Annotated in this window: 16 protein-coding genes and 1 rRNA gene; 2 read left to right on the plus strand and 15 right to left on the minus strand. The window is 74.2% G+C overall.

All coding sequences use genetic code 11. The features are described 5' to 3' along the window. The 12 genes from AC4OR8_RS09550 to argC all read right to left on the minus strand — a co-directional run. Nucleotides 1-99: ribosomal RNA gene (locus AC4OR8_RS09550) — 16S ribosomal RNA — on the minus strand; the annotation flags it as partial. 429 nt (nucleotides 100-528) lie between these two features. Continuing rightward, nucleotides 529-1119 carry a DNA-3-methyladenine glycosylase gene (locus AC4OR8_RS09555; protein WP_492165324.1) on the minus strand — a complete coding sequence of 197 codons (591 nt, stop codon included), beginning with the start codon at nucleotides 1117-1119 and terminating at the stop codon, nucleotides 529-531. After that, nucleotides 1103-2527 (minus strand): argininosuccinate lyase, encoded by a 1425-nt coding sequence (argH, locus tag AC4OR8_RS09560; protein WP_492165325.1) that lies wholly within the window; start codon nucleotides 2525-2527, stop codon nucleotides 1103-1105. The genes AC4OR8_RS09555 and argH overlap by 17 nt, the downstream gene beginning before the upstream one ends. Beyond that, nucleotides 2524-3003, minus strand: coding sequence for an NUDIX hydrolase (locus tag AC4OR8_RS09565; protein ID WP_492165326.1), 480 nt, complete (start codon nucleotides 3001-3003; stop codon nucleotides 2524-2526). Before AC4OR8_RS09565 ends, argH begins: the two co-directional genes overlap by 4 nt. Further along, nucleotides 3003-4439: an argininosuccinate synthase gene (gene argG / locus AC4OR8_RS09570; protein ID WP_492165327.1), complete on the minus strand. Its 1437-nt coding sequence runs from the start codon at nucleotides 4437-4439 to the stop codon at nucleotides 3003-3005. The genes AC4OR8_RS09565 and argG overlap by 1 nt, the downstream gene beginning before the upstream one ends. 72 nt (nucleotides 4440-4511) lie before the next feature. Further along, on the minus strand, nucleotides 4512-5039 hold the full coding sequence (locus AC4OR8_RS09575) for an arginine repressor (protein ID WP_492165328.1): 528 nt from the start codon (nucleotides 5037-5039) through the stop codon (nucleotides 4512-4514). A 5-nt stretch (nucleotides 5040-5044) separates the two neighbouring features. After that, nucleotides 5045-6034 (minus strand): ornithine carbamoyltransferase, encoded by a 990-nt coding sequence (argF, locus tag AC4OR8_RS09580; protein ID WP_492165329.1) that lies wholly within the window; start codon nucleotides 6032-6034, stop codon nucleotides 5045-5047. Then, nucleotides 6031-7272 (minus strand): acetylornithine transaminase, encoded by a 1242-nt coding sequence (locus AC4OR8_RS09585; RefSeq protein ID WP_492165330.1) that lies wholly within the window; start codon nucleotides 7270-7272, stop codon nucleotides 6031-6033. Before AC4OR8_RS09585 ends, argF begins: the two co-directional genes overlap by 4 nt. Next, nucleotides 7269-8249 (minus strand): acetylglutamate kinase, encoded by a 981-nt coding sequence (gene argB / locus AC4OR8_RS09590; RefSeq protein WP_492165331.1) that lies wholly within the window; start codon nucleotides 8247-8249, stop codon nucleotides 7269-7271. The genes AC4OR8_RS09585 and argB overlap by 4 nt, the downstream gene beginning before the upstream one ends. Further along, nucleotides 8246-9397 carry a bifunctional glutamate N-acetyltransferase/amino-acid acetyltransferase ArgJ gene (gene argJ / locus AC4OR8_RS09595; protein WP_492165332.1) on the minus strand — a complete coding sequence of 384 codons (1152 nt, stop codon included), beginning with the start codon at nucleotides 9395-9397 and terminating at the stop codon, nucleotides 8246-8248. The genes argB and argJ overlap by 4 nt, the downstream gene beginning before the upstream one ends. Next, a complete protein-coding gene (locus AC4OR8_RS09600) occupies nucleotides 9394-9939 on the minus strand; it encodes an ACT domain-containing protein (RefSeq protein ID WP_492165333.1) in 546 nt (181 codons plus the stop codon). Before AC4OR8_RS09600 ends, argJ begins: the two co-directional genes overlap by 4 nt. Continuing rightward, the gene (gene argC, locus AC4OR8_RS09605; protein WP_492165334.1) at nucleotides 9936-10973 is read right to left on the minus strand and encodes an N-acetyl-gamma-glutamyl-phosphate reductase; all 1038 of its coding nucleotides are present in this window, start codon (nucleotides 10971-10973) and stop codon (nucleotides 9936-9938) included. The genes AC4OR8_RS09600 and argC overlap by 4 nt, the downstream gene beginning before the upstream one ends. 128 nt (nucleotides 10974-11101) lie before the next feature. On the opposite strand from argC, the gene AC4OR8_RS09610 reads away from it, so the two are divergent. Next, nucleotides 11102-11899, plus strand: a complete 798-nt coding sequence (locus AC4OR8_RS09610; protein ID WP_492165335.1) for a maleylpyruvate isomerase N-terminal domain-containing protein — start codon at nucleotides 11102-11104, stop codon at nucleotides 11897-11899. A 13-nt stretch (nucleotides 11900-11912) separates the two neighbouring features. Here AC4OR8_RS09610 and pheT read toward each other — a convergent pair whose 3' ends face one another. The 3 genes from pheT to AC4OR8_RS09625 all read right to left on the minus strand — a co-directional run bounded on the left by pheT (nucleotide 11913) and on the right by AC4OR8_RS09625 (nucleotide 16671). Then, entirely contained in the window at nucleotides 11913-14420 is a 2508-nt protein-coding gene (gene pheT, locus AC4OR8_RS09615; RefSeq protein WP_492165336.1) for a phenylalanine--tRNA ligase subunit beta, read from the minus strand. Then, entirely contained in the window at nucleotides 14420-15544 is a 1125-nt protein-coding gene (gene pheS / locus AC4OR8_RS09620) for a phenylalanine--tRNA ligase subunit alpha (RefSeq protein ID WP_492165337.1), read from the minus strand. The genes pheT and pheS overlap by 1 nt, the downstream gene beginning before the upstream one ends. Nucleotides 15545-15651: 107 nt before the next feature. Continuing rightward, the gene (locus AC4OR8_RS09625; protein WP_492165338.1) at nucleotides 15652-16671 is read right to left on the minus strand and encodes a LacI family DNA-binding transcriptional regulator; all 1020 of its coding nucleotides are present in this window, start codon (nucleotides 16669-16671) and stop codon (nucleotides 15652-15654) included. Nucleotides 16672-16755: 84 nt separating this feature from the next. Between AC4OR8_RS09625 and AC4OR8_RS09630 the strand changes: the two genes are divergently transcribed. After that, nucleotides 16756-17592 carry a phytanoyl-CoA dioxygenase family protein gene (locus tag AC4OR8_RS09630; protein ID WP_492165339.1) on the plus strand — a complete coding sequence of 279 codons (837 nt, stop codon included), beginning with the start codon at nucleotides 16756-16758 and terminating at the stop codon, nucleotides 17590-17592. Nucleotides 17593-17629 lie beyond the last annotated feature (37 nt).

A 17629-nucleotide genomic window follows, 5' to 3' on the forward strand; every position in this document is an offset into this window, starting at 1 on the left:
CGCCGCTCGTGTACCCCCGAAAGGGCCTTACCGCTCGACTTGCATGTGTTAAGCACGCCGCCAGCGTTCGTCCTGAGCCAGGATCAAACTCTCCGTTGAAAAACAACACCCCACACCAACCCCAAAAGGCCCATGCGAGGAAAAAGAGATGCCTGACAAGAACAAAACCCCGACAATATATTGCCAGAATCATTGCCTTACCAAAACCATCAACCCACAACCCCACCACCCAAAAACAGCGGCAGAGAAAGAGAGTCAACGGGGCAAACAAACTAATTCGTCGACTATGACACACTGTTGAGTTCTCAAGAATCAGACGCAACCCGTCCTGATCATCACTGACCAGCGGCGGGGCAACCTGCAGAAACTTACCGGTCCGAGTCGGGCCCGTCAACTCCGAGGAGCAGGGGGCCGGTGGACCAGGTCGGCGAGTGGAACACCGCCCCACAGCCTCTCGGCCCGGGCGGCGCCGCTCGCGGCGACAGGTGGAACATTACCCCCGGGTGTCCGGGGGGCCAAATCAGGGGGTCAACACCCCGAGGGGCGAGCCGCCCGGTAGGTCGACACCGTCGGGTCGTCGCCCACCCAGAACCGCCAGGGACGCTCCGGGGCCCCGCGCAGCCCCACCCGCGGACCGCTGGCCCAGGCGGACGGCGCCTCCCCCGGCACCAGTCGCACCGGTCCGTCGCCGAGGTCGGCACCGTCGAGGTCGAGCGCGATGGCCAGGGCCTGGCACAGCTTGGCCGGCCCCCGGGCGAGGTCCACGTCGGGGCGCCCGCGGCGGCGCTCGCGGGCCAGGTCGAGCCCGTCGACCACCCGACCAGCACGCAGCAGGACCGCGGCGGCGCTGCCGTCCGGCCCGCAGCTGATGTTGGCGCACACGTGCATGCCGTAGGTGAAGTAGCAGTACAGCCGGCCCGGCGGCCCGAACATCACCGCGTTGCGCGCGGTACGGCCGCGGTAGGCGTGCGACCCGGGGTCGGTGTCGCCGCCGTACGCCTCGACCTCGGTGAGCTGGAGGCTCACCCCCGCGTGCGTGAGCACCGCGCCGAGCAGCCGCGGGGCGACCTCCTCGACCGGGCCTTCGAGGACGTCTGCCAGGTCAGGCGAGCCGGGCACGGCCCTCGCCCGCGCGGGCCGTCAGCTCGGCGTGCTGCTCGCGCACCCGCACCGCTGCCGTGCCGCCGCGACCGTCGCGCGAGGCCACCGACCCCTCGGCGGTGAGCACGTCGCGCACCCCGGGGGTCAGCGCCGGGGACAGCTCGGCGAGCTGGGAGTCGTCGAGCTCGTGCAGCTCGATGCCCAGCTCCTCGCACCGGCGCACGCAGGCCCCGGCGACCTCGTGGGCCACCCGGAACGGCACGTTCTGCCGCACCAGCCACTCCGCGACGTCGGTGGCCAGCGAGAACCCCTGGGGCGCCAGCTCGGCCAGCCGGTCACGGTCGAACACCAGGGTCGCCACCATGCCGGTGAACGCGGGCAGCAGCACCTCGAGGGTGTCGACGGAGTCGAAGACCGGCTCCTTGTCCTCCTGCAGGTCGCGGTTGTAGGCCAGGGGCAGCGCCTTGAGCGTGGCGAGCAGGCCCGAGAGGTTGCCGACCAGTCGGCCGGCCTTGCCCCGAGCGAGCTCGGCGATGTCGGGGTTCTTCTTCTGCGGCATGATGCTCGACCCCGTCGACCACGAGTCGTGCAGCGTCACGAACCCGAACTCGCGCGTCGACCAGAGGATCACCTCCTCGGCCAGGCGGCTGACGTCGATGCCGACCTGCGCCAGCACGTAGGCCAGCTCGGCGACGAAGTCGCGTGCGGCCGTCCCGTCGATGGAGTTGGCGCTCGACCCGGTGAACCCGAGCTCGGTGGCCACGCCGACGGGGTCGAGGCCCAGGCTCTGCCCGGCCAGCGCCCCCGAGCCGTACGGCGAGTCGGCCGCGACCCGGGCGTCCCAGTCCAGCAGCCGGTCGACGTCGCGGAGCAGCGGCCAGGCGTGGGCCATCAGGTGGTGGGCCAGCAGCACCGGCTGCGCGTGCTGCAGGTGCGTGCGCCCGGGCATCACCGTCGGCGTGCCGTCGAGGTGGTCGGCGGCCTGGGCGGCGAGCACGTCGACGAGGTCGAGCACGAGCGCGCCCACCACACGGGCGTGGTCGCGCAGGAACACCTTGAACAGCGTGGCGATCTGGTCGTTGCGGCTGCGCCCGGCCCGCAACCGGCCCCCGACCTCGGTGCCGACCTCGTCGAGCAGCAGCCGCTCCAGCGCGCCGTGCACGTCCTCGTCTGACGGGTCGGGGTGCAGGTCGCCGGCGGCGTACCGCTCCCCCAGCACCCCGAGGCCCCGCAGCAGCTCGGCGTGGTCGGCGTCGGTGAGCAGCCCCGCACGGTGCAGCGCCCCGGCGTGGGCCCGGGAGCCCGCGAGGTCGTACGGCGTGAGGCGCCAGTCGAAGTGGGTCGAGCGCGACAGCGCGTCGAGCTCGGGCGACGGGCCGCCGGCGAACCGGCCGCCCCACAGCTTGCCCTCGTTGGTGGTGCTCACTGCTCTCCTCCTCGGTGGGCCTGCGCGGCCTCGACGGCCGCGACCATGATGTCGCACAGGTCGGGGACGACGAGCCGGCCGTCGCGGGCCAGGTCGTCGGGGGTCCACCAGCGCGCCTCGAGCACCGCGCCGACCTCGGCGGGCTCGAGGTGGTCGAAGGTGACGGGGTGCTCGCGCGGCAGCCGCATCGCGAAGAAGGTGGCGTCGCCGCGGTAGGTGGTGCCGTCCCAGTGGTGGTCGTGCGCCGCGCGGTGGAACGCCGGGGTGAGGTCCTGCGCGGTGGCCACGACGCCGGTCTCCTCGTGCAGCTCGCGCAGCGCGGCGTCGACCAACGCCTCGCCCGGGTCGACGCCACCGCCGACGGTGCCCCACCGCACCACGTCGGGCACGGCCGGGTCGCGGTCGAGCAGCAGCAGGACCTCGCCGGCCTCGTTGACCGGCAGCACGCGCGCGCTGCGACGCAGGGTGGGCTCCATCAGTCGGTGCCGGACTCCATCGCGGCGTGGTCGAGCGCCTCGTCGTCGATGTCGCCGGGCCCGGACTCGCCGCGGGTGGCGATGCGGGTGGCGCCGCCGGGCTCGATCTCGCCGAACAGGGTGCCGTTCTCGACCAGGACCTGGCCCTCGTCGAGCGGCTGGGCGGCGTAGAGCTCGAGCTTGGCGCGCGAGTCGGCGATGTCGAGGTTGCGCATGGTGAGCTGGCCGATGCGGTCGGTCGGACCGAACGCGGCGTTCTCGGTGCGCTCCATCGAGAGCTTGTCGGGGTGGTAGGAGAACGCAGGACCGTCGGTGCGCAGCACCGTGTAGTCCTCGCCGCGGCGCAGCCGCAGGGTGACCTCGCCGGTCACCAGCGATGCGATCCACCGCTGGATCGACTCCCGCAGCATCAGGGCCTGCGGGTCGAGCCAGCGGCCCTCGTAGAGCAGCCGGCCCAGGCGACGGCCCTCGCCGTGGTAGCTGGCGATGGTGTCCTCGTTGTGCACCGCGTTGAGCAGGCGCTCGTAGGCGATCCAGAGCAGGGCCATCCCGGGCGCCTCGTAGATGCCGCGCGACTTGGCCTCGATGATGCGGTTCTCGATCTGGTCGGACATGCCGAGCCCGTGGCGCCCGCCGATGGCGTTGGCCTCGTGCACGAGCGCCACCGGGTCGGTGAAGACCCGGCCGTCGATCGCCACGGGGCGTCCGCGCTCGAAGCGCACGGTGACGTCCTCGGGCTCGATGGCGACCGCGGGGTCCCAGAACTTCACGCCCATGATCGGCTCCACGACCTCGAGCGAGGTGTCGAGGTGCTCGAGCACCTTGGCCTCGTGGGTGGCGCCCCAGATGTTGGCGTCGGTGGAGTACGCCTTCTCGGCGCTGTCGCGGTAGGGCAGGTCGTGCTCGGTGAGCCACTGGCTCATCTCGGCGCGCCCGCCGAGCTCGTGGACGAAGTCGGCGTCGAGCCACGGCTTGTAGATGCGCAGCGCGGGGTTGGCCAGCAGGCCGTAGCGGTAGAACCGCTCGATGTCGTTGCCCTTGAAGGTGGACCCGTCGCCCCAGATGTCGACGCCGTCGTCGTGCATGGCACGCACCAGCATCGTGCCGGTCACGGCGCGGCCCAGCGGGGTGGTGTTGAAGTAGGTGCGGCCACCCGAGCGGACGTGGAACGCGCCGCAGGCCATCGCCGCGAAGCCCTCCTCGACCAGCTGGGTGCGGCAGTCGACGGCCCGGGCGATCTCGGCGCCGTACTGCGTGGCGCGCTCGGGGACGCCGGAGATGTCGGGCTCGTCGTACTGGCCGATGTCGGCGGTGTAGGTGCAGGGCACGGCGCCCTTGTCGCGCATCCAGGCGACGGCGACGGAGGTGTCGAGGCCGCCGGAGAACGCGATGCCGACGCGCTCGCCCTGGGGCAGCGTGGTGAGGACCTTGCTCACGAGGAGCTCCTTGGGGTTCGGGGTGGGCCCGCGGCCGGTGGGGCCGTCGGGTTCAGGGAGGAGGAGCGGGGGTCAGGGCGCGGGCGGGGCGTGCGTCTCCGCCAGCGCCAGGAATCGTCGCGCCAGCTCCTCGCCGCCGTGCGGGTCGCGACCGATCACCAGCACGGTGTCGTCGCCGGCGATGGTGCCGAGGATGTCGGGGAAGTCGGCCTTGTCGAAGGCGCTGCCGAGGAACTGCGCAGCGCCCGGCGGCGTGCGCAGCACGACGAGGTTGGCGCTGGCGTCGGCGCTGACCAGGAGCTCGGCGCACAGCCGTGCCAGGCGGGCACGCCCGGCCGCGGAGTCGGCCGGGGCGCTCGGACGCCGGTCGCCGCCCTCGCCGGGCACGGCGTAGACCAGCCCCCCGGACGCCGCGCGCACCTTGACGGCGTCGAGCTCGACGAGGTCGCGCGACAGCGTGGCCTGGGTGACCCGCACGCCGCTCTCGGCCAGCAGCACCGCGAGCTCGCCCTGCGAGTGCACCTCCTGGCTGCCGACCAGCTCGATGATCAGCTGGTGGCGGGCGTTCTTGGTGGCGGGGCGCAGCACGGACTCGGTCATGGCGCTCACCTCTCCCCCGCCGCAGCGGCCGGGGCGAGGACGGCCGGGGCGGCCTGCTCGGAGGCGGCGGCCAGCAGGAAGGCCAGCACGGCCTTCTGCGCGTGGCGACGGTTCTCCGCCTCGTCCCACACCACGCTCTGCGGGCCGTCGAGCACCTCGGCGGCGATCTCCTTGCCGCGGTAGGCCGGCAGGCAGTGCAGGACGACGGCGTCGGGGTCGGCCAGGGCGAGCAGCTCGGCGGTCAGCGACCACGCGGCGAGCACCTGCTCGCGGGCGGCCGCCTCCTCCTCCTTGCCCATCGAGATCCAGGTGTCGGCGACCACCACGTCGGCACCGGCCACCGCGACGCGCGGGTCGGGCTCGGCGGTGGCGGATCCCCCGGTGGTGGCCGCGATGCGGGCGGCCTGGGCGAACATCTCGGGCGCCGGCAGGTAGCCCTCCGGGGCGCTGACCCGCACGTGCATGCCCGCGGTCGCGCCGGCCAGCAGCCAGGAGTGGCCCATGTTGCAGGCGGCGTCGCCGACGAAGGCGACGGTGAGCCCGGCGAGGCGGCCCTTGTGCTCGCGCACCGTGAGCAGGTCGGCGACCAGCTGGCAGGGGTGGAACGCGTCGGTCAGGGCGTTGACCACCGGCACGCCGGCGTGGGCGGCCATCGTGTCGAGGTCGTGCTGGTGGAAGGTGCGCCACACGACCGCGGCGACCTGGCGGCCGAGCACGCGGGCGACGTCCTCCACCGACTCGCGCACCCCGATGCCGGCCAGGCGCCCCTCGACGACCATCGGGAAGCCCCCCAGCTCGGCGATGCCGGCCGAGAACGACACCTGGGTGCGGAGCGTGGGCTTGTCGAAGATCATCGCGACCGAGCGCGGGCCGGCCAGCGGACGGGCGTCGTACGGCGCCGCCTTCAGCGCCGCCGCCAGGTCGAGCACCCGGGCCTGCTCGGCGGGGCTGAGGTCGTCGTCGCGCAGGAAGTGGCGCAGCCCCGCGGTCGTCACGACACCCCCGCGTCATCGAGCACACCGGGCCAGGCGGCCAGGAACGCGGCGACGTCGTCGTCGGTGAGCACCAGCGGCGGGGCCAGCCGGATGCGCCGCGGGGTGGGGTTGTTGACGATGAACCCGCGCGCCAGCGCGGCGGCGGTGACCTCGGCGGCGTGCTCCGAGACCAGGTCGAGGCCCACGAGCAGGCCCTCGCCGCGCACCTCGGTGACCCGGGGGTCGGCCAGCAGCCCGGCGCGCAGCCGGTCGCCGAGCACGACGGCGCGCTCGAGCAGGCCGTCGGTGGTGAGGGTGTCGACCACGGCGAGCGCGGCGGCGCAGGCGACGGGGTTGCCGCCGAAGGTGGTCCCGTGGTTGCCGGGGTCGAAGAGGTCGCCCGCGCGGCCCAGGCCCAGCACCGCGCCGATCGGGAAGCCGCCGCCGAGGCCCTTGGCCAGCGTGACCACGTCGGGCACCACGCCGCTGGACTGGTGGGCGAACCAGCGCCCGGTCCGGCCCATCCCCGACTGCACCTCGTCGAACCACAGCAGCGCGCCGTGCTGGTCGGCCACGCGGCGGGCGGCGGCGAGGTAGCCGTCGGGGGCCACCACGACGCCGGCCTCGCCCTGGATGGGCTCCAGCAGCACCGCGGCGGTGCGGTCGGTAACCGCAGCGGCCAGGGCCGCCTCGTCGCCGAACGGCACGAACTGCACGTCGCCGGGCAGCGGCTCGAACGGCGCCCGGTAGGCCTCCTTGGAGGTCAGCGCCAGCGCGCCCATCGTGCGGCCGTGGAAGCCGCCCTCGGCGACCACGACGTGGGTGCGCCCGGTGCGGCGGGTCAGCTTGAACGCCGCCTCGTTCGCCTCGGCACCGGAGTTGGCGAAGAAGACCTTGCCCCCGGAACCACCGGCTCCGGCCAGCGACAGCAGCCGCTCGGCCAGCTCGACCTGGGGGACGCTGGTGAAGAAGTTGGAGACGTGGCCGAGCGTGGAGAGCTGCTCGGTGACCGCGGCGATCAGCGCGGGGTGGGCGTGACCGAGCGCGTTGACCGCGATGCCGCCGAGCAGGTCGACGTACTCGCGGCCGTCGGCGTCCCACACGTGGGCGCCCTCGCCGCGCACCAGCACCAGCTTGGGCGGGCCGAAGGTGTTCATCAGCGAGGCGGCGTAGCGCTCCTGCAGGGCGTCCTGCGAGACCCCGCCCCCGTGCTCGGTGGCGTGCGCGGTGGACTGCTCGGTGGACTGCTCGGTGGTCACGACAGCGCCTCCCGGGCCTTGCGGGTCTTGGTCTCGACGCCCGGCAGCACCTGGGTACCGACGCCCTCCTTGGTGAACAGCTCGAGCAGCACCGCGTGCGGCTCGCGGCCGTCGACCACGGTGGCCCGCGGCACGCCCTCGCTGACCGCCTGCAGGCAGGCGCCCATCTTCGGCACCATCCCGCTGGCCAGCGACGGGAGGATCTCGGCGAGCGCCTCGGGGCTGATCTCGCCGACGACGTCCTCGGAGTCGGGCCAGTCGAGGAACAGGCCCTCGACGTCGGTGAGCACCAGCAGCTTCTCGGCACCCAGGGCCACCGCCAGCGCCGCCGCCGCGGAGTCGGCGTTGACGTTGTGGATCGTGCCGTCCTCGTCGGGGGCCACGGAGGAGACCACTGGGATCCGGCCGGCCTCGATGAGGTCGAGCACCGACTCGGGGCGCACCCGGGTGACCTCGCCGACCAGGCCGAGGTCGACCTCCTCGCCGTCGACGACGGTGCCGGTGCGGGTGGCGGTGAACAGCCCGGCGTCCTCGCCGGAGCAGCCGACCGCCAGCGGGCCGTGGTCGTTGATCAGCCCGACCAGCTCGCGCTGCACCTGCCCGACCAGCACCATGCGCACGACGTCCATGGCCTCGGGGGTGGTGACCCGCAGGCCGCCGCGGAACTCCGACTCGATGCCGAGGCGGTCGAGCATGGTGGAGATCTGCGGACCGCCGCCGTGCACGACGACGGGGCGGAAACCGGCGAAGCGCAGGAACGCGATGTCCTCGGCGAAGGCCTGCTTGAGGGTCTCGTCGGTCATGGCGTTGCCGCCGTACTTCACCACCACGATCTTGCCGTGGTACTGCTTCAGCCACGGCAGGGCCGCCGCCAGCGTGCGGGCCTTGGCCTGGTCGGGCTTGCCGACGGTGAACTCGCCGGTCGAGGAGTCGTTGGTGGGCTTGGGGGACGGCTGGGCGCCGGGGGTCTGGGTCATGAGGAGTACGCGCTGTTCTCGTGGACGTAGGCGTGGGTGAGGTCGTTGGTCCAGACGGTGGCCCGCTCGGGACCCGACTTGAGGTCGATGGTCACGCTGACCTCGCGACCGGTGAGGTCGACCTCGGTGGGGTCGGCGTGCGGCGTCGAGCTGCGGCACACCCAGACACCGTTCATCGCGACGTCGAGGTCGGCGGGGTCGAAGGCCGCCGACGTGGTGCCGAGGCTGGCCAGCACCCGGCCCCAGTTCGGGTCGTTGCCGAAGACCGCGGCCTTGAAGAGGTTGCTGCGGGCCACGCTGCGCCCGACCTCGACGGCGTCGTCCTCCGAGGCCGCACCGAGGGTGGTGATCGCGATCTCGTGCTCGGCGCCCTCGGCGTCCTTGAGCAGCTGCATCGCGAGGTCGGTGCAGGCCTGGGTGAGGGCGGCGGTGAAGTCGTCGGCGGGCGGGGTGATGCCGCTGGCGCCGCTGGCCATCACGGTGACGGTGTCGTTGGTCGACATGCACCCGTCGGAGTCGAGCCGGTCGAAGGAGACCCGGGTGGCGGCACGCAGGGCCGCGTCGAGCTCGGCGGCCGGCACGACGGCGTCGGTGGTGAGCACCACCAGCATCGTGGCCAGCTGCGGCGCGAGCATGCCGGCGCCCTTGGCCATGCCGCCGACCGACCAGCCCGCGCCCTCGACGACGACCTGCTTGCTCACCGAGTCGGTGGTCATGATCGCGTGGGCGGCATCGGTGCCGCCGTCGTCCGACAGGGCGGCGTGGGCGGCGTCGACACCGGCGAGCACCTGCGCGCGGTCGTTGGTGAGCCCGATCAGGCCGGTCGAGCATACCACGACGTCGCCGGCGCCGGCACCGAGGTGGTCGGCCACCCGCTCGGCCACCGCGTGCGTCGTCTGGAAGCCCTCGGGCCCGGTGTAGCAGTTGGCGCCACCGGAGTTCAGCACGACGGCCTTGACGGTGCCGTCCTTGACGACCTCCTGGCTCCACAGCACCGGGTTGGCCTTGCAGCGGTTGGCGGTGAAGACGGTGGCGGAGTCGAGGCGCGGACCCTGGTTGACCACCAGGGCGACGTCCTTGCCGCCGGAGGTCTTCAGCCCGGCCTCGACACCGGCGGCGACGAAGCCGGCGGGGGTGGTGACGCTCATCGTTTCCTCTTCTCGGACGCGTTCTTCTGGCTGCCGCCCCGCGAGGGGGCGACGGGGACGGCGGGACGCACGACGTGCCCCCGTCGTCGCCAGGCCTCGGTCGCGCGCTCGGTGGAGCCCGACGGCACCAGCACCCAGTCGGTGTCGAACGTGGAGAGGGAGAACACGCTGATGCCCGCCTCGGCCAGCGGCGTCAGCAGTGCGGCCAGCACGCCGACCGACTCCGGCGGGATCGGTCCCTGCACCGCGAAGCCGACCAGGCCCTTGTGGGCGACCTGCTTGGTCGGCACGTTGCGGCCGGCGCAGACCATCGTGGTCTCGGTGGCCGTGGCGGTGATGGAGAACAGCGACGACGACTCCGCCCAGCCCGGCACCTCGGCGCCGACGGGCAGCTTCACCACGGCGAGCTTCTCGGGGAACTGCTGCAGCGTGTAGACGGGCCCGTGGTCGGCGGGGGCCGCGTCGTGCGTGACTCCGGGCGTGCCGTCGGGGGTGGTGTCGGGGGTGGTCTCCGGGGCGCCGTCCGGCGTGCCGGCGCTCACGGCGCCAGCCCCACGGTCGACAGGCCGGTGGTCTCGTCGAGGCCGAGCGCGATGTTCATGCACTGCACCGCAGCACCACCGGTGCCCTTGGCGAGGTTGTCGAGCGCGCCGACCGCCACCAGGCGGCGGGCGTCGGGGTCGACGGCGACCTGCACGTGCATGGCGTTGGAGCCGGTCACCGCCTGCGTCTGCGGCCAGGAGCCGGCCGGGAGCAGGTGGACGAACGGCTCGTCGGCGTAGGCCTCGGCGTAGACCGCGCGGGCCTCGTCGGGGTCGACGTCCCCGACGAGCGGGGCGCTGCAGGTGGCGAGGATGCCGCGGGGCATCGGCACCAGCACCGGGGTGAAGCTGACCCGCACCTCCTCCGCGGTCAGGCGGGACAGGTTCTGCGCGATCTCGGGGGTGTGCCGGTGGCCGCCGCCGACGCCGTAGGCGCGGGCGTTGCCCATCACCTCGCTGCCGATCAGGTCGGACTTCGCGGCCTTGCCGGCGCCGCTGGTGCCGGAGGCCGCCACGACCACGATGTCGGGCGTGACGATCCCGGCCGCGACGGCCGGGGCCATCGTGAGCGTCGAGACCGTCGGATAGCAGCCCGGCACGGCGAAGCGGGTGCGTCCGACCAGGCGGTCGCGCTGGCCCGGCAGCTCCGGCAGGCCGTACGGCCAGGTGCCGGCGTGCTCGCCGCCGTAGAAGCGCTCCCAGGCCTCGGGGCTCTCGAGGCGGAAGTCGGCGCCGCAGTCGACCACCACGGTGTCCTCGCCGAGCTGCTCGGCCACCGCGCCCGACTGCCCGTGGGGCAGGGCGAGGAACACCACGTCGTGGCCGGAGAGCACCTCGATCGTGGTCTCCTCGAGCACCCGGTCGGCCAGGGGCACGAGGTGGGGCTGCAGGACTCCCAGGGGCTGTCCGGCGTTGGAGGCGCCGGTGAGGGCGCCGATCTCGACGCCCGGGTGGCCCAGGAGCAGGCGCAGCACCTCACCCCCGGCGTACCCGCTGGCTCCGGCGACCGCGACACGTGGCTTCGACATGTGCATGACTATACAGCGAAGTGCATTGTCATGTGCATCCGGGGCGCACCGGGCACCGACGCCCGTGCGGGGCACGGAGACCCGGGTGCGGAAACCCCGGTGCCCCGGGAGCAGACCGGTCCTACCGTGGGCCGGTGGCCCCCCTCGAGACGCTGACGTACCTGACCCACCTGCGCGAGGAGTCGCGCCGCTTCCGCGACGCGGTGGCGCGCGCCCCCGGCGACGCCCGGGTGCCGGCCTGCCCGGACTGGGACGCCGACGACCTGCTGTGGCACCTCGCGTGCGTGCAGTGGTTCTGGGCCGCCACGGTGCGCGCCCGCCCGGCGGCGCCGGCCGACGAGGACGCCGCGCCGCCGCGACCCACCGACCGCGCCGGCCTGCTGGCGGCCTACGACGCCTGGTCGGGCGAGCTCGCGCACGTGCTGGCCGCCGCCGACCCCGCCGAGCCGGCGTGGACCTGGGCCCCGGAGCAGACCGTGGGGTTCACCCACCGGCGCCAGGCCCACGAGGCGCTGGTGCACCGGGTGGACGCCGAGCAGGCGGCCGGCCTGGCCGTGACGCCGATCGACGCCGCCCTGGCCGCCGACGGGGTGCGGGAGTGCCTGGGCGTGATGTACGCCGGCGTGCCGCCGTGGGGTCGCTTCGACGCCGGCCCGCGGCTCGTGCGGGTCGACCTGGTCGACATGGACGAGGCGGTGTGGGTGCGGCTGGGCCGGTTCGTCGGCACCGACCCCGACGGGGTGGCCCGTGACGAGCCCGACCTGGCGGTGGTCGACGACCCCGGGGTCGCCCCCGAGGCCGTGGTGGCCGGCACGGCCGCCGACCTCGACCTGTGGCTGTGGCACCGCGCCGACGACCGCCCCCTGTCGCTGACCGGCTCGCCCGAGGCGCTGGCCCACCTGCGGGCCTGCCTGGACCAGCCGATCGACTGAGCCGGGGCGGGCGTCAGGCCCGCTGCACCGCCCCGGTGGCCTCGGCGGCGCGGGCGACGGCGGCAGCGCGGGCGGCCACCGTCTCCTCGTCGGTCAGCGTGCGGTCGGCGGCGCGGAAGCGCAGCGCGAACGCGAGCGACTTGCGCTGCTCCCCCACCTGCTCGCTGCGGTAGACGTCGAAGAGCCGCACCGACTCGAGCAGGTCGCCCGCGCCCTCGGCGAGCGCCCGGCCGACCTCCGCGGCGGTGACCGCCTCGTCGACGACCAGGGCGACGTCGTCCTTGGCCACCGGGAACGACGAGACCACCGGGGCGGGCACGACGTCGACGGCGCGGGCCACCAGCAGGTCGAGGTCGAGCTCGAGGGCGGCGGTGCGCGGCGGCAGGTCGAGGGCCTGGCAGACCCGCGGGTGCAGCTCACCGGCGTGGCCGAGCACCACCCGGTCGTCGCCCTCGCCGAGCGCCACCTCGGCGCAGCGGCCGGGGTGCCAGGGAGCGCGGGCGGCCGCCGTCAGGTCGACCTGGAGGCCCAGCTCGCCGGCGACGCGGCGGGCCACCGCCACGGCGTCGGACCAGCCGGCCTCGCGGCCTGCGCCCCACCAGCCGGCGCGCTCGCGCTCGCCGGCCAGCACCACCGCGACGTGCAGCGGCTGGCGCGGCACGGCGGCCAGCAGGGCGGCGAGCTCGTCGTCGGTGGGCCGGCGCTCGACGCCGTAGACGGGGGCGGGGCCCGCGTCGCGGGGGAACGCCACCGAGCCGGTCTCGAACAGGGCGACCCCCGGGGCGCCACGGCCGATGTTGCGCGCGGCCGCGCGCAGCAGCCCCGGCAGCAGCGTCGTGGTGTACGACGGCTCCTCCGAGGAGATGGGGTTGGCCAGCCGCACGGTGCGGCGGCGCTCGTCGTCGGCCGGCAGTCCGAGGTCGTCGAGCACGGCGTCGCCGACGAACGGGAAGCTGATCGCCTCGACGAGCCCGGCCCCGGCCAGCGCGCGGCCCACGCGTCGGCGCAGCCGCTGCTCGCGGGTGAGCCCGCGCCCGGCGGCCTCGGCCGGCAGCACCGAGGGCACCTCGTCGTAGCCCACCACGCGGGCGACCTCCTCGACGAGGTCGAAGGGGTCGGTGACGTCGGGGCGCCACGACGGCGGGGTGACGTCGAGGTGGTCGCCGTCGACGACGACGTCGCACCCGACGGCGCGCAGGTGGGCCACGGTGGCCTCGGCGCCGACCGGCAGGCCGGTGACCCGCGCCGGCAGGTCGGCGGCGATGCGCACGGTGGGCTGCGCGGGGGCGACCCCGACGACCGTGACGCCGGGGCTCGCCGTGGCGCCGCCGTACGTCGTCAGCAGCTCGACCGCGCGGTCGGCGGCCACCTGCGGCAGCAGCGGATCGACCCCGCGCTCGTTGCGCTTGCCGGCCTCGGAGGTGATGCGGTGGCGGCGCCCGGAGCGGAACACGGTGGTGGCGTCGAAGTGGGCCGACTCGACGACCACGTGGGTGGACGTCGCCGACAGCTCGGTGTCCTGCCCGCCCATGACGCCCGCGATGCCGATGGGCCCCGAGTCGTCGGCGATGAGGAGGTCGTCGACGTCGAGGGTGCGCCGGGTGCCGTCGAGGGTGGTGAGCTGCTCGCCCGCGGTGGCGCGCCGCACCCGCAGGGCGCCCTGCAGCCGGTCGCCGTCGTACCCGTGGAGCGGCTGCCCGAGCTCGAGCATGACGTAGTTGGTGACGTCCACGGCCAGCGAGATGGAGCGCATGCCCGCCTGCTGCAGGCGCCGGGCCATCCAGTCGGGCGTCGGCGCGGTGGCGTCGAAGCCGGTGACCGAGCGGGTGACGAAGACCGGGCACCCGGCGGGGTCCTCGACGACCACGGGGTGGCCGGCGCCGTCGGCGGCCGGCACGTCGCGCCGGGCGGGGTCGGTGAGGTCGACCCCGTAGGCCAGGGCGGCCTCGCGGGCCACGCCCCGCAGCGACAGGGCGTAGGCGCGGTCGGGGTTGACCTCGAGCTCGACGACCTCCTCGCGCAGGCCGAGCACGTCGAAGGCGTCGTCGCCGGGCTCACCCGCACCCGACGGCAGCACGATGATGCCGCCGCCGTCGGGACCGGCGGACTCGCCGAGGCCGAGCTCGGCCGAGGAGCAGATCATCCCGGCCGAGACGTGGCCGTAGGTCTTGCGGGCGGAGATGCGGAAGTCACCGGGCAGCACCCCACCGGGCAGCACGACGACGACGAGGTCGCCGGGGGCGAAGTTGTGGGCGCCGCACACGATGCCCTGCGGCTCGCCGGTGTCGTTGGCCCCGCCCACGTCGACGGTGCACCAGTTGACGGTCTTGCCGTTCTTCTGCGGCTCGGGCTCCATGGTCAGCACGCGGCCGACCACGAGCGGACCGGTGATGCCGGCGCCGGCACGCTCCACGGCCTCGAGCTTCAGGCCCAGCGCGGTGAGGCGCGCGGTGAGGTCGTCGGTGGTCGCCTCCGCGGGCAGGTCGACGAGCTCGTGGAGCCAGGACACGGGGAACTTCATCAGATCTCCGATCCGAAGGCGGTGGTGAAGCGGACGTCGGCCTCGAAGAGGGCGCGCAGGTCCTCGATGCCGTGACGGAACATGAGCAGCCGGTCGATGCCGAAGCCGAACGCGAAGCCGGTGTAGCGCTCCGCGTCGACGCCGCAGGCGGTGAGCACGCGGGGGTTGACCATGCCGCAGCCCCCCAGCTCGATCCAGCCCTCGCCGCGACACGTGCGGCACGCCGCCCCGGCGGGTGCGTCGGGCGTGGTGGCCAGGCCGGTGCCGCGGCACACGAAGCAGACCATGTCCATCTCGGCCGACGGCTCGGTGAAGGGGAAGTACGACGGGCGGAAGCGGGTGGCCAGGCCCTCGCCGAACAGTGCGGCGACGAGGTGGTCGAGGGTGCCGCGCAGGTGGGCCATCGTCAGGCCCTCGTCGACGGCGAGCCCCTCGACCTGGTGGAACACCGGGCTGTGGGTGGCGTCGTACTCGTCGGTGCGGAAGACCCGACCGGGGCAGGCGATGTAGATCGGGGGCTCGCGGGTGAGCATGGTGCGGGCCTGCACCGGCGAGGTGTGGGTGCGCAGCACGACGCCGTGGTCGGCGGGGTCGGCCCAGAAGGTGTCCTGCATGGTGCGCGCCGGGTGGTCGGGTCCGAGGTTGAGCGCGTCGAAGTTCAGCCACTCCGCCTCCAGCACGGGGCCCTCGGCGACCTCCCAGCCCATCGCCACGAAGACGTCGGCGATCAGCTCGGAGCCGGTGGTGACGGGGTGGCGGGCGCCGACGGGCAGCCGGTCGGTGGGCAGCGTGACGTCGACGGCCTCCTCGACCAGCATCCGCTCCTCGTGGGCGACCTCCAGCGCCTCCTGGCGCCGGGTGAGCGCCTGGCCGACCGCGCCCCGGGCCTTGCCGATGCGCTGGCCGGCCTCCTTGCGCGCCTGCGGCGGCAGCGCCCCGATCTCGCGGTTGGCCAGCGCCAGCGGCGAGCGGTCGCCGGCGTGCTCGAGGCGCACCGCCTTCAGCTCGTCGAGGTCGTGGGCGGCCTCGATGGCGGCGAGCGCGGCGTCGCGGGCGGCCTCGACCTCCTCGTGCTTCAAGGGGGTGACCTCCACGGGGTCGTAGTCGGTGTTGGGGCCGGACATGACTGCCTCTCGAGCGGGGGGACGCAGGCTCCGGCCTGCGGCCCGCGCAAGTCTAGGAAGCCGCCGGCCCCGGCCGCGACCGGGTTGACCTGCGTGGACGACGGGGCTCAGGGCGACGGCGCGGTGGGGGCGCTCTCGCGCACGACGAGCCGGTGGGGCACCAGCACGTCGCGGCCCGCCAGCGACGTGTCGCGCATGCGGTCGGCGAGGCAGTCGAGGGCGCGCTCGGCCAACAGCTGCTTGTCGGGGGCGACGGTGGTCAGCGACGGCACGGCGTACGCCGCGTCCTCGATGTCGTCGAAGCCGACAACGGCGACGTCGCGCGGCACCTCGAGGCCCCGGTCGGCGCAGGCGCGCACCACGCCCAGCGCGAGCTGGTCGCTGAAGCAGAACACCGCGTCCACCTCGACGCCCCGGTCGGCGAGGGCGTGCAGCGCCCGGGCGCCGTCGGCGCGGTGCAGGCGGTCGACGGCCACCTCGAGGTCCGGGTCGCGCGCCACGCCGCTCCCCGCGAGCGCGTCGTGGTGGCCGGCGAGCCGCTGCCGCGCGGTCTCGTTGCTCAGGTGGGGCTGCAGCCCGACCGCCGCGATCCGACGGCGCCCGGAGGCGAGGAGGTGGCGGGTGGCCTGCTCGCCGGCCAACCGGTTGTCGATGGCCACCCGGTCGACCACGCCCAGCCCGGGCTGCTCCCCCAGCATCACCACGGGTGGCGCCACCGCGCGGCGCGACACGTCGTGGGGCGTCATGGCCCACGGACTGAAGACCACGCCGTCCACGCCGAGCCCGCGCGCGCCGTCGAGCAGCTGGCGCTCGCGCTCGGCGTCGCCGTCGGTCTGCTCGATGTGCACCGCCCAGCCGCGCCGCTCGGCGGCGCGCACGACCAGCGCGCCGAGCTCGGCGAAGTACGGCGAGTCGATCTCGGGCACCACGAGCCCGATGACCTCGGTGCGCCCGCGACGCAGCTGGCGGGCGGCCAGGTTGGGGCGGTAGCCGAGCTCGGTGATCGCGGCCATCACCCGCTCCCGGGTGGGCGCGGCCACGACGTGCGGCTCGTTGACGACGTTCGACACCGTGCGCACCGAGACCCCGGCCCGCTCGGCGACGTCACGCAGGTTCACCCCGGCCACCGGTCACCACCTCCTGCCGTGACCCTATTGCCATCCGCTTTGCAACGTTGCAAACTGGGACGCACACCACACCCGGGAGGAACCATGAGCACGTCACCGATCCTCGACGTCCCCGTCGACGTCGACCTGATCCGCGAGACGATCCACACCGACGGCATCATCGGCTGCAAGGGCGCGTTCTCCACCGCCTGGGCCGACGAGCTGCGCGAGGACGTCGAGGCGGCCTTCGAGGAGGCCCGCGGCCGCGAGAACGGCGCCGTCGGGCGCGGGCCCCACCGCTGGTACGTCGAGATCCACCCCCAGCAGCTGCGCGGGTTCGTCGACCTCGTCGACCACCCGTGGGTGCGCGGGGTCTGCGAGAGCGTCCTCGGTGCCGACTACGAGATCGTGGAGGTGGGCTTCGACATCCCGTTCGCCGGCGCGGTCAACCAGCCGTGGCACCGCGACTTCCCGAGCCCGCCGGAGACCCGCGCCGAGCGCCGGCTCACGTCGCTGGCCTTCAACGTGACCTGCGTGGACACCGAGGAGGACATGGGGCCCTTCGAGGTCGCCCCCGGCACGCAGTGGGAGACCGGCGAGGACTTCAAGCACGAGATGTTCCCCGACCGCAGCGAGTACGCCCGCTACGAGGCCCTCGCCGTGCGCAAGTTCCCCCAGCGCGGCGACATCTCGGCGCGCTCGGCGCTGACCGTGCACCGCGGCACGACCAACCACTCGCAGAAGGCGCGCCCCGTGCTGGTGCTCGGCATCGACGCCCCCGGCGCCGGCAACAGCGAGAAGCACGACCTCGCGGTCACCCGCGACTACTGGGAGCAGCTGCCGGAGCGCGTGCGCGCCCACCTGGCCTGCCCGGTCGTCGACGAGCTGACTCCGATCACCCAGAAGCACACCATCGAGGGCCTGGTGATGGGCGACGCCTGAGCGCTGCGCCGCACGCACCGCGGCCCGGCACCCCCTC

The organism is Nocardioides sp. FY1077 (assembly GCF_058681775.1).

Bases quoted from the DNA above. Each gene is read 5' to 3' on its own strand.
- argJ (WP_492165332.1), bottom strand. From the start codon at position 9,397: ATGAGCGTCACCACCCCCGCCGGCTTCGTCGCCGCCGGTGTCGAGGCC.
- AC4OR8_RS09575 (WP_492165328.1), bottom strand. From the start codon at position 5,039: ATGACCGAGTCCGTGCTGCGCCCCGCCACCAAGAACGCCCGCCACCAG.
- argC (WP_492165334.1), bottom strand. From the start codon at position 10,973: ATGCACATGTCGAAGCCACGTGTCGCGGTCGCCGGAGCCAGCGGGTAC.
- pheS (WP_492165337.1), bottom strand. From the start codon at position 15,544: ATGTCCGGCCCCAACACCGACTACGACCCCGTGGAGGTCACCCCCTTG.
- AC4OR8_RS09630 (WP_492165339.1), top strand. From the start codon at position 16,756: ATGAGCACGTCACCGATCCTCGACGTCCCCGTCGACGTCGACCTGATC.
- pheT (WP_492165336.1), bottom strand. From the start codon at position 14,420: ATGAAGTTCCCCGTGTCCTGGCTCCACGAGCTCGTCGACCTGCCCGCG.
- AC4OR8_RS09565 (WP_492165326.1), bottom strand. From the start codon at position 3,003: ATGGAGCCCACCCTGCGTCGCAGCGCGCGCGTGCTGCCGGTCAACGAG.
- argB (WP_492165331.1), bottom strand. From the start codon at position 8,249: ATGACCCAGACCCCCGGCGCCCAGCCGTCCCCCAAGCCCACCAACGAC.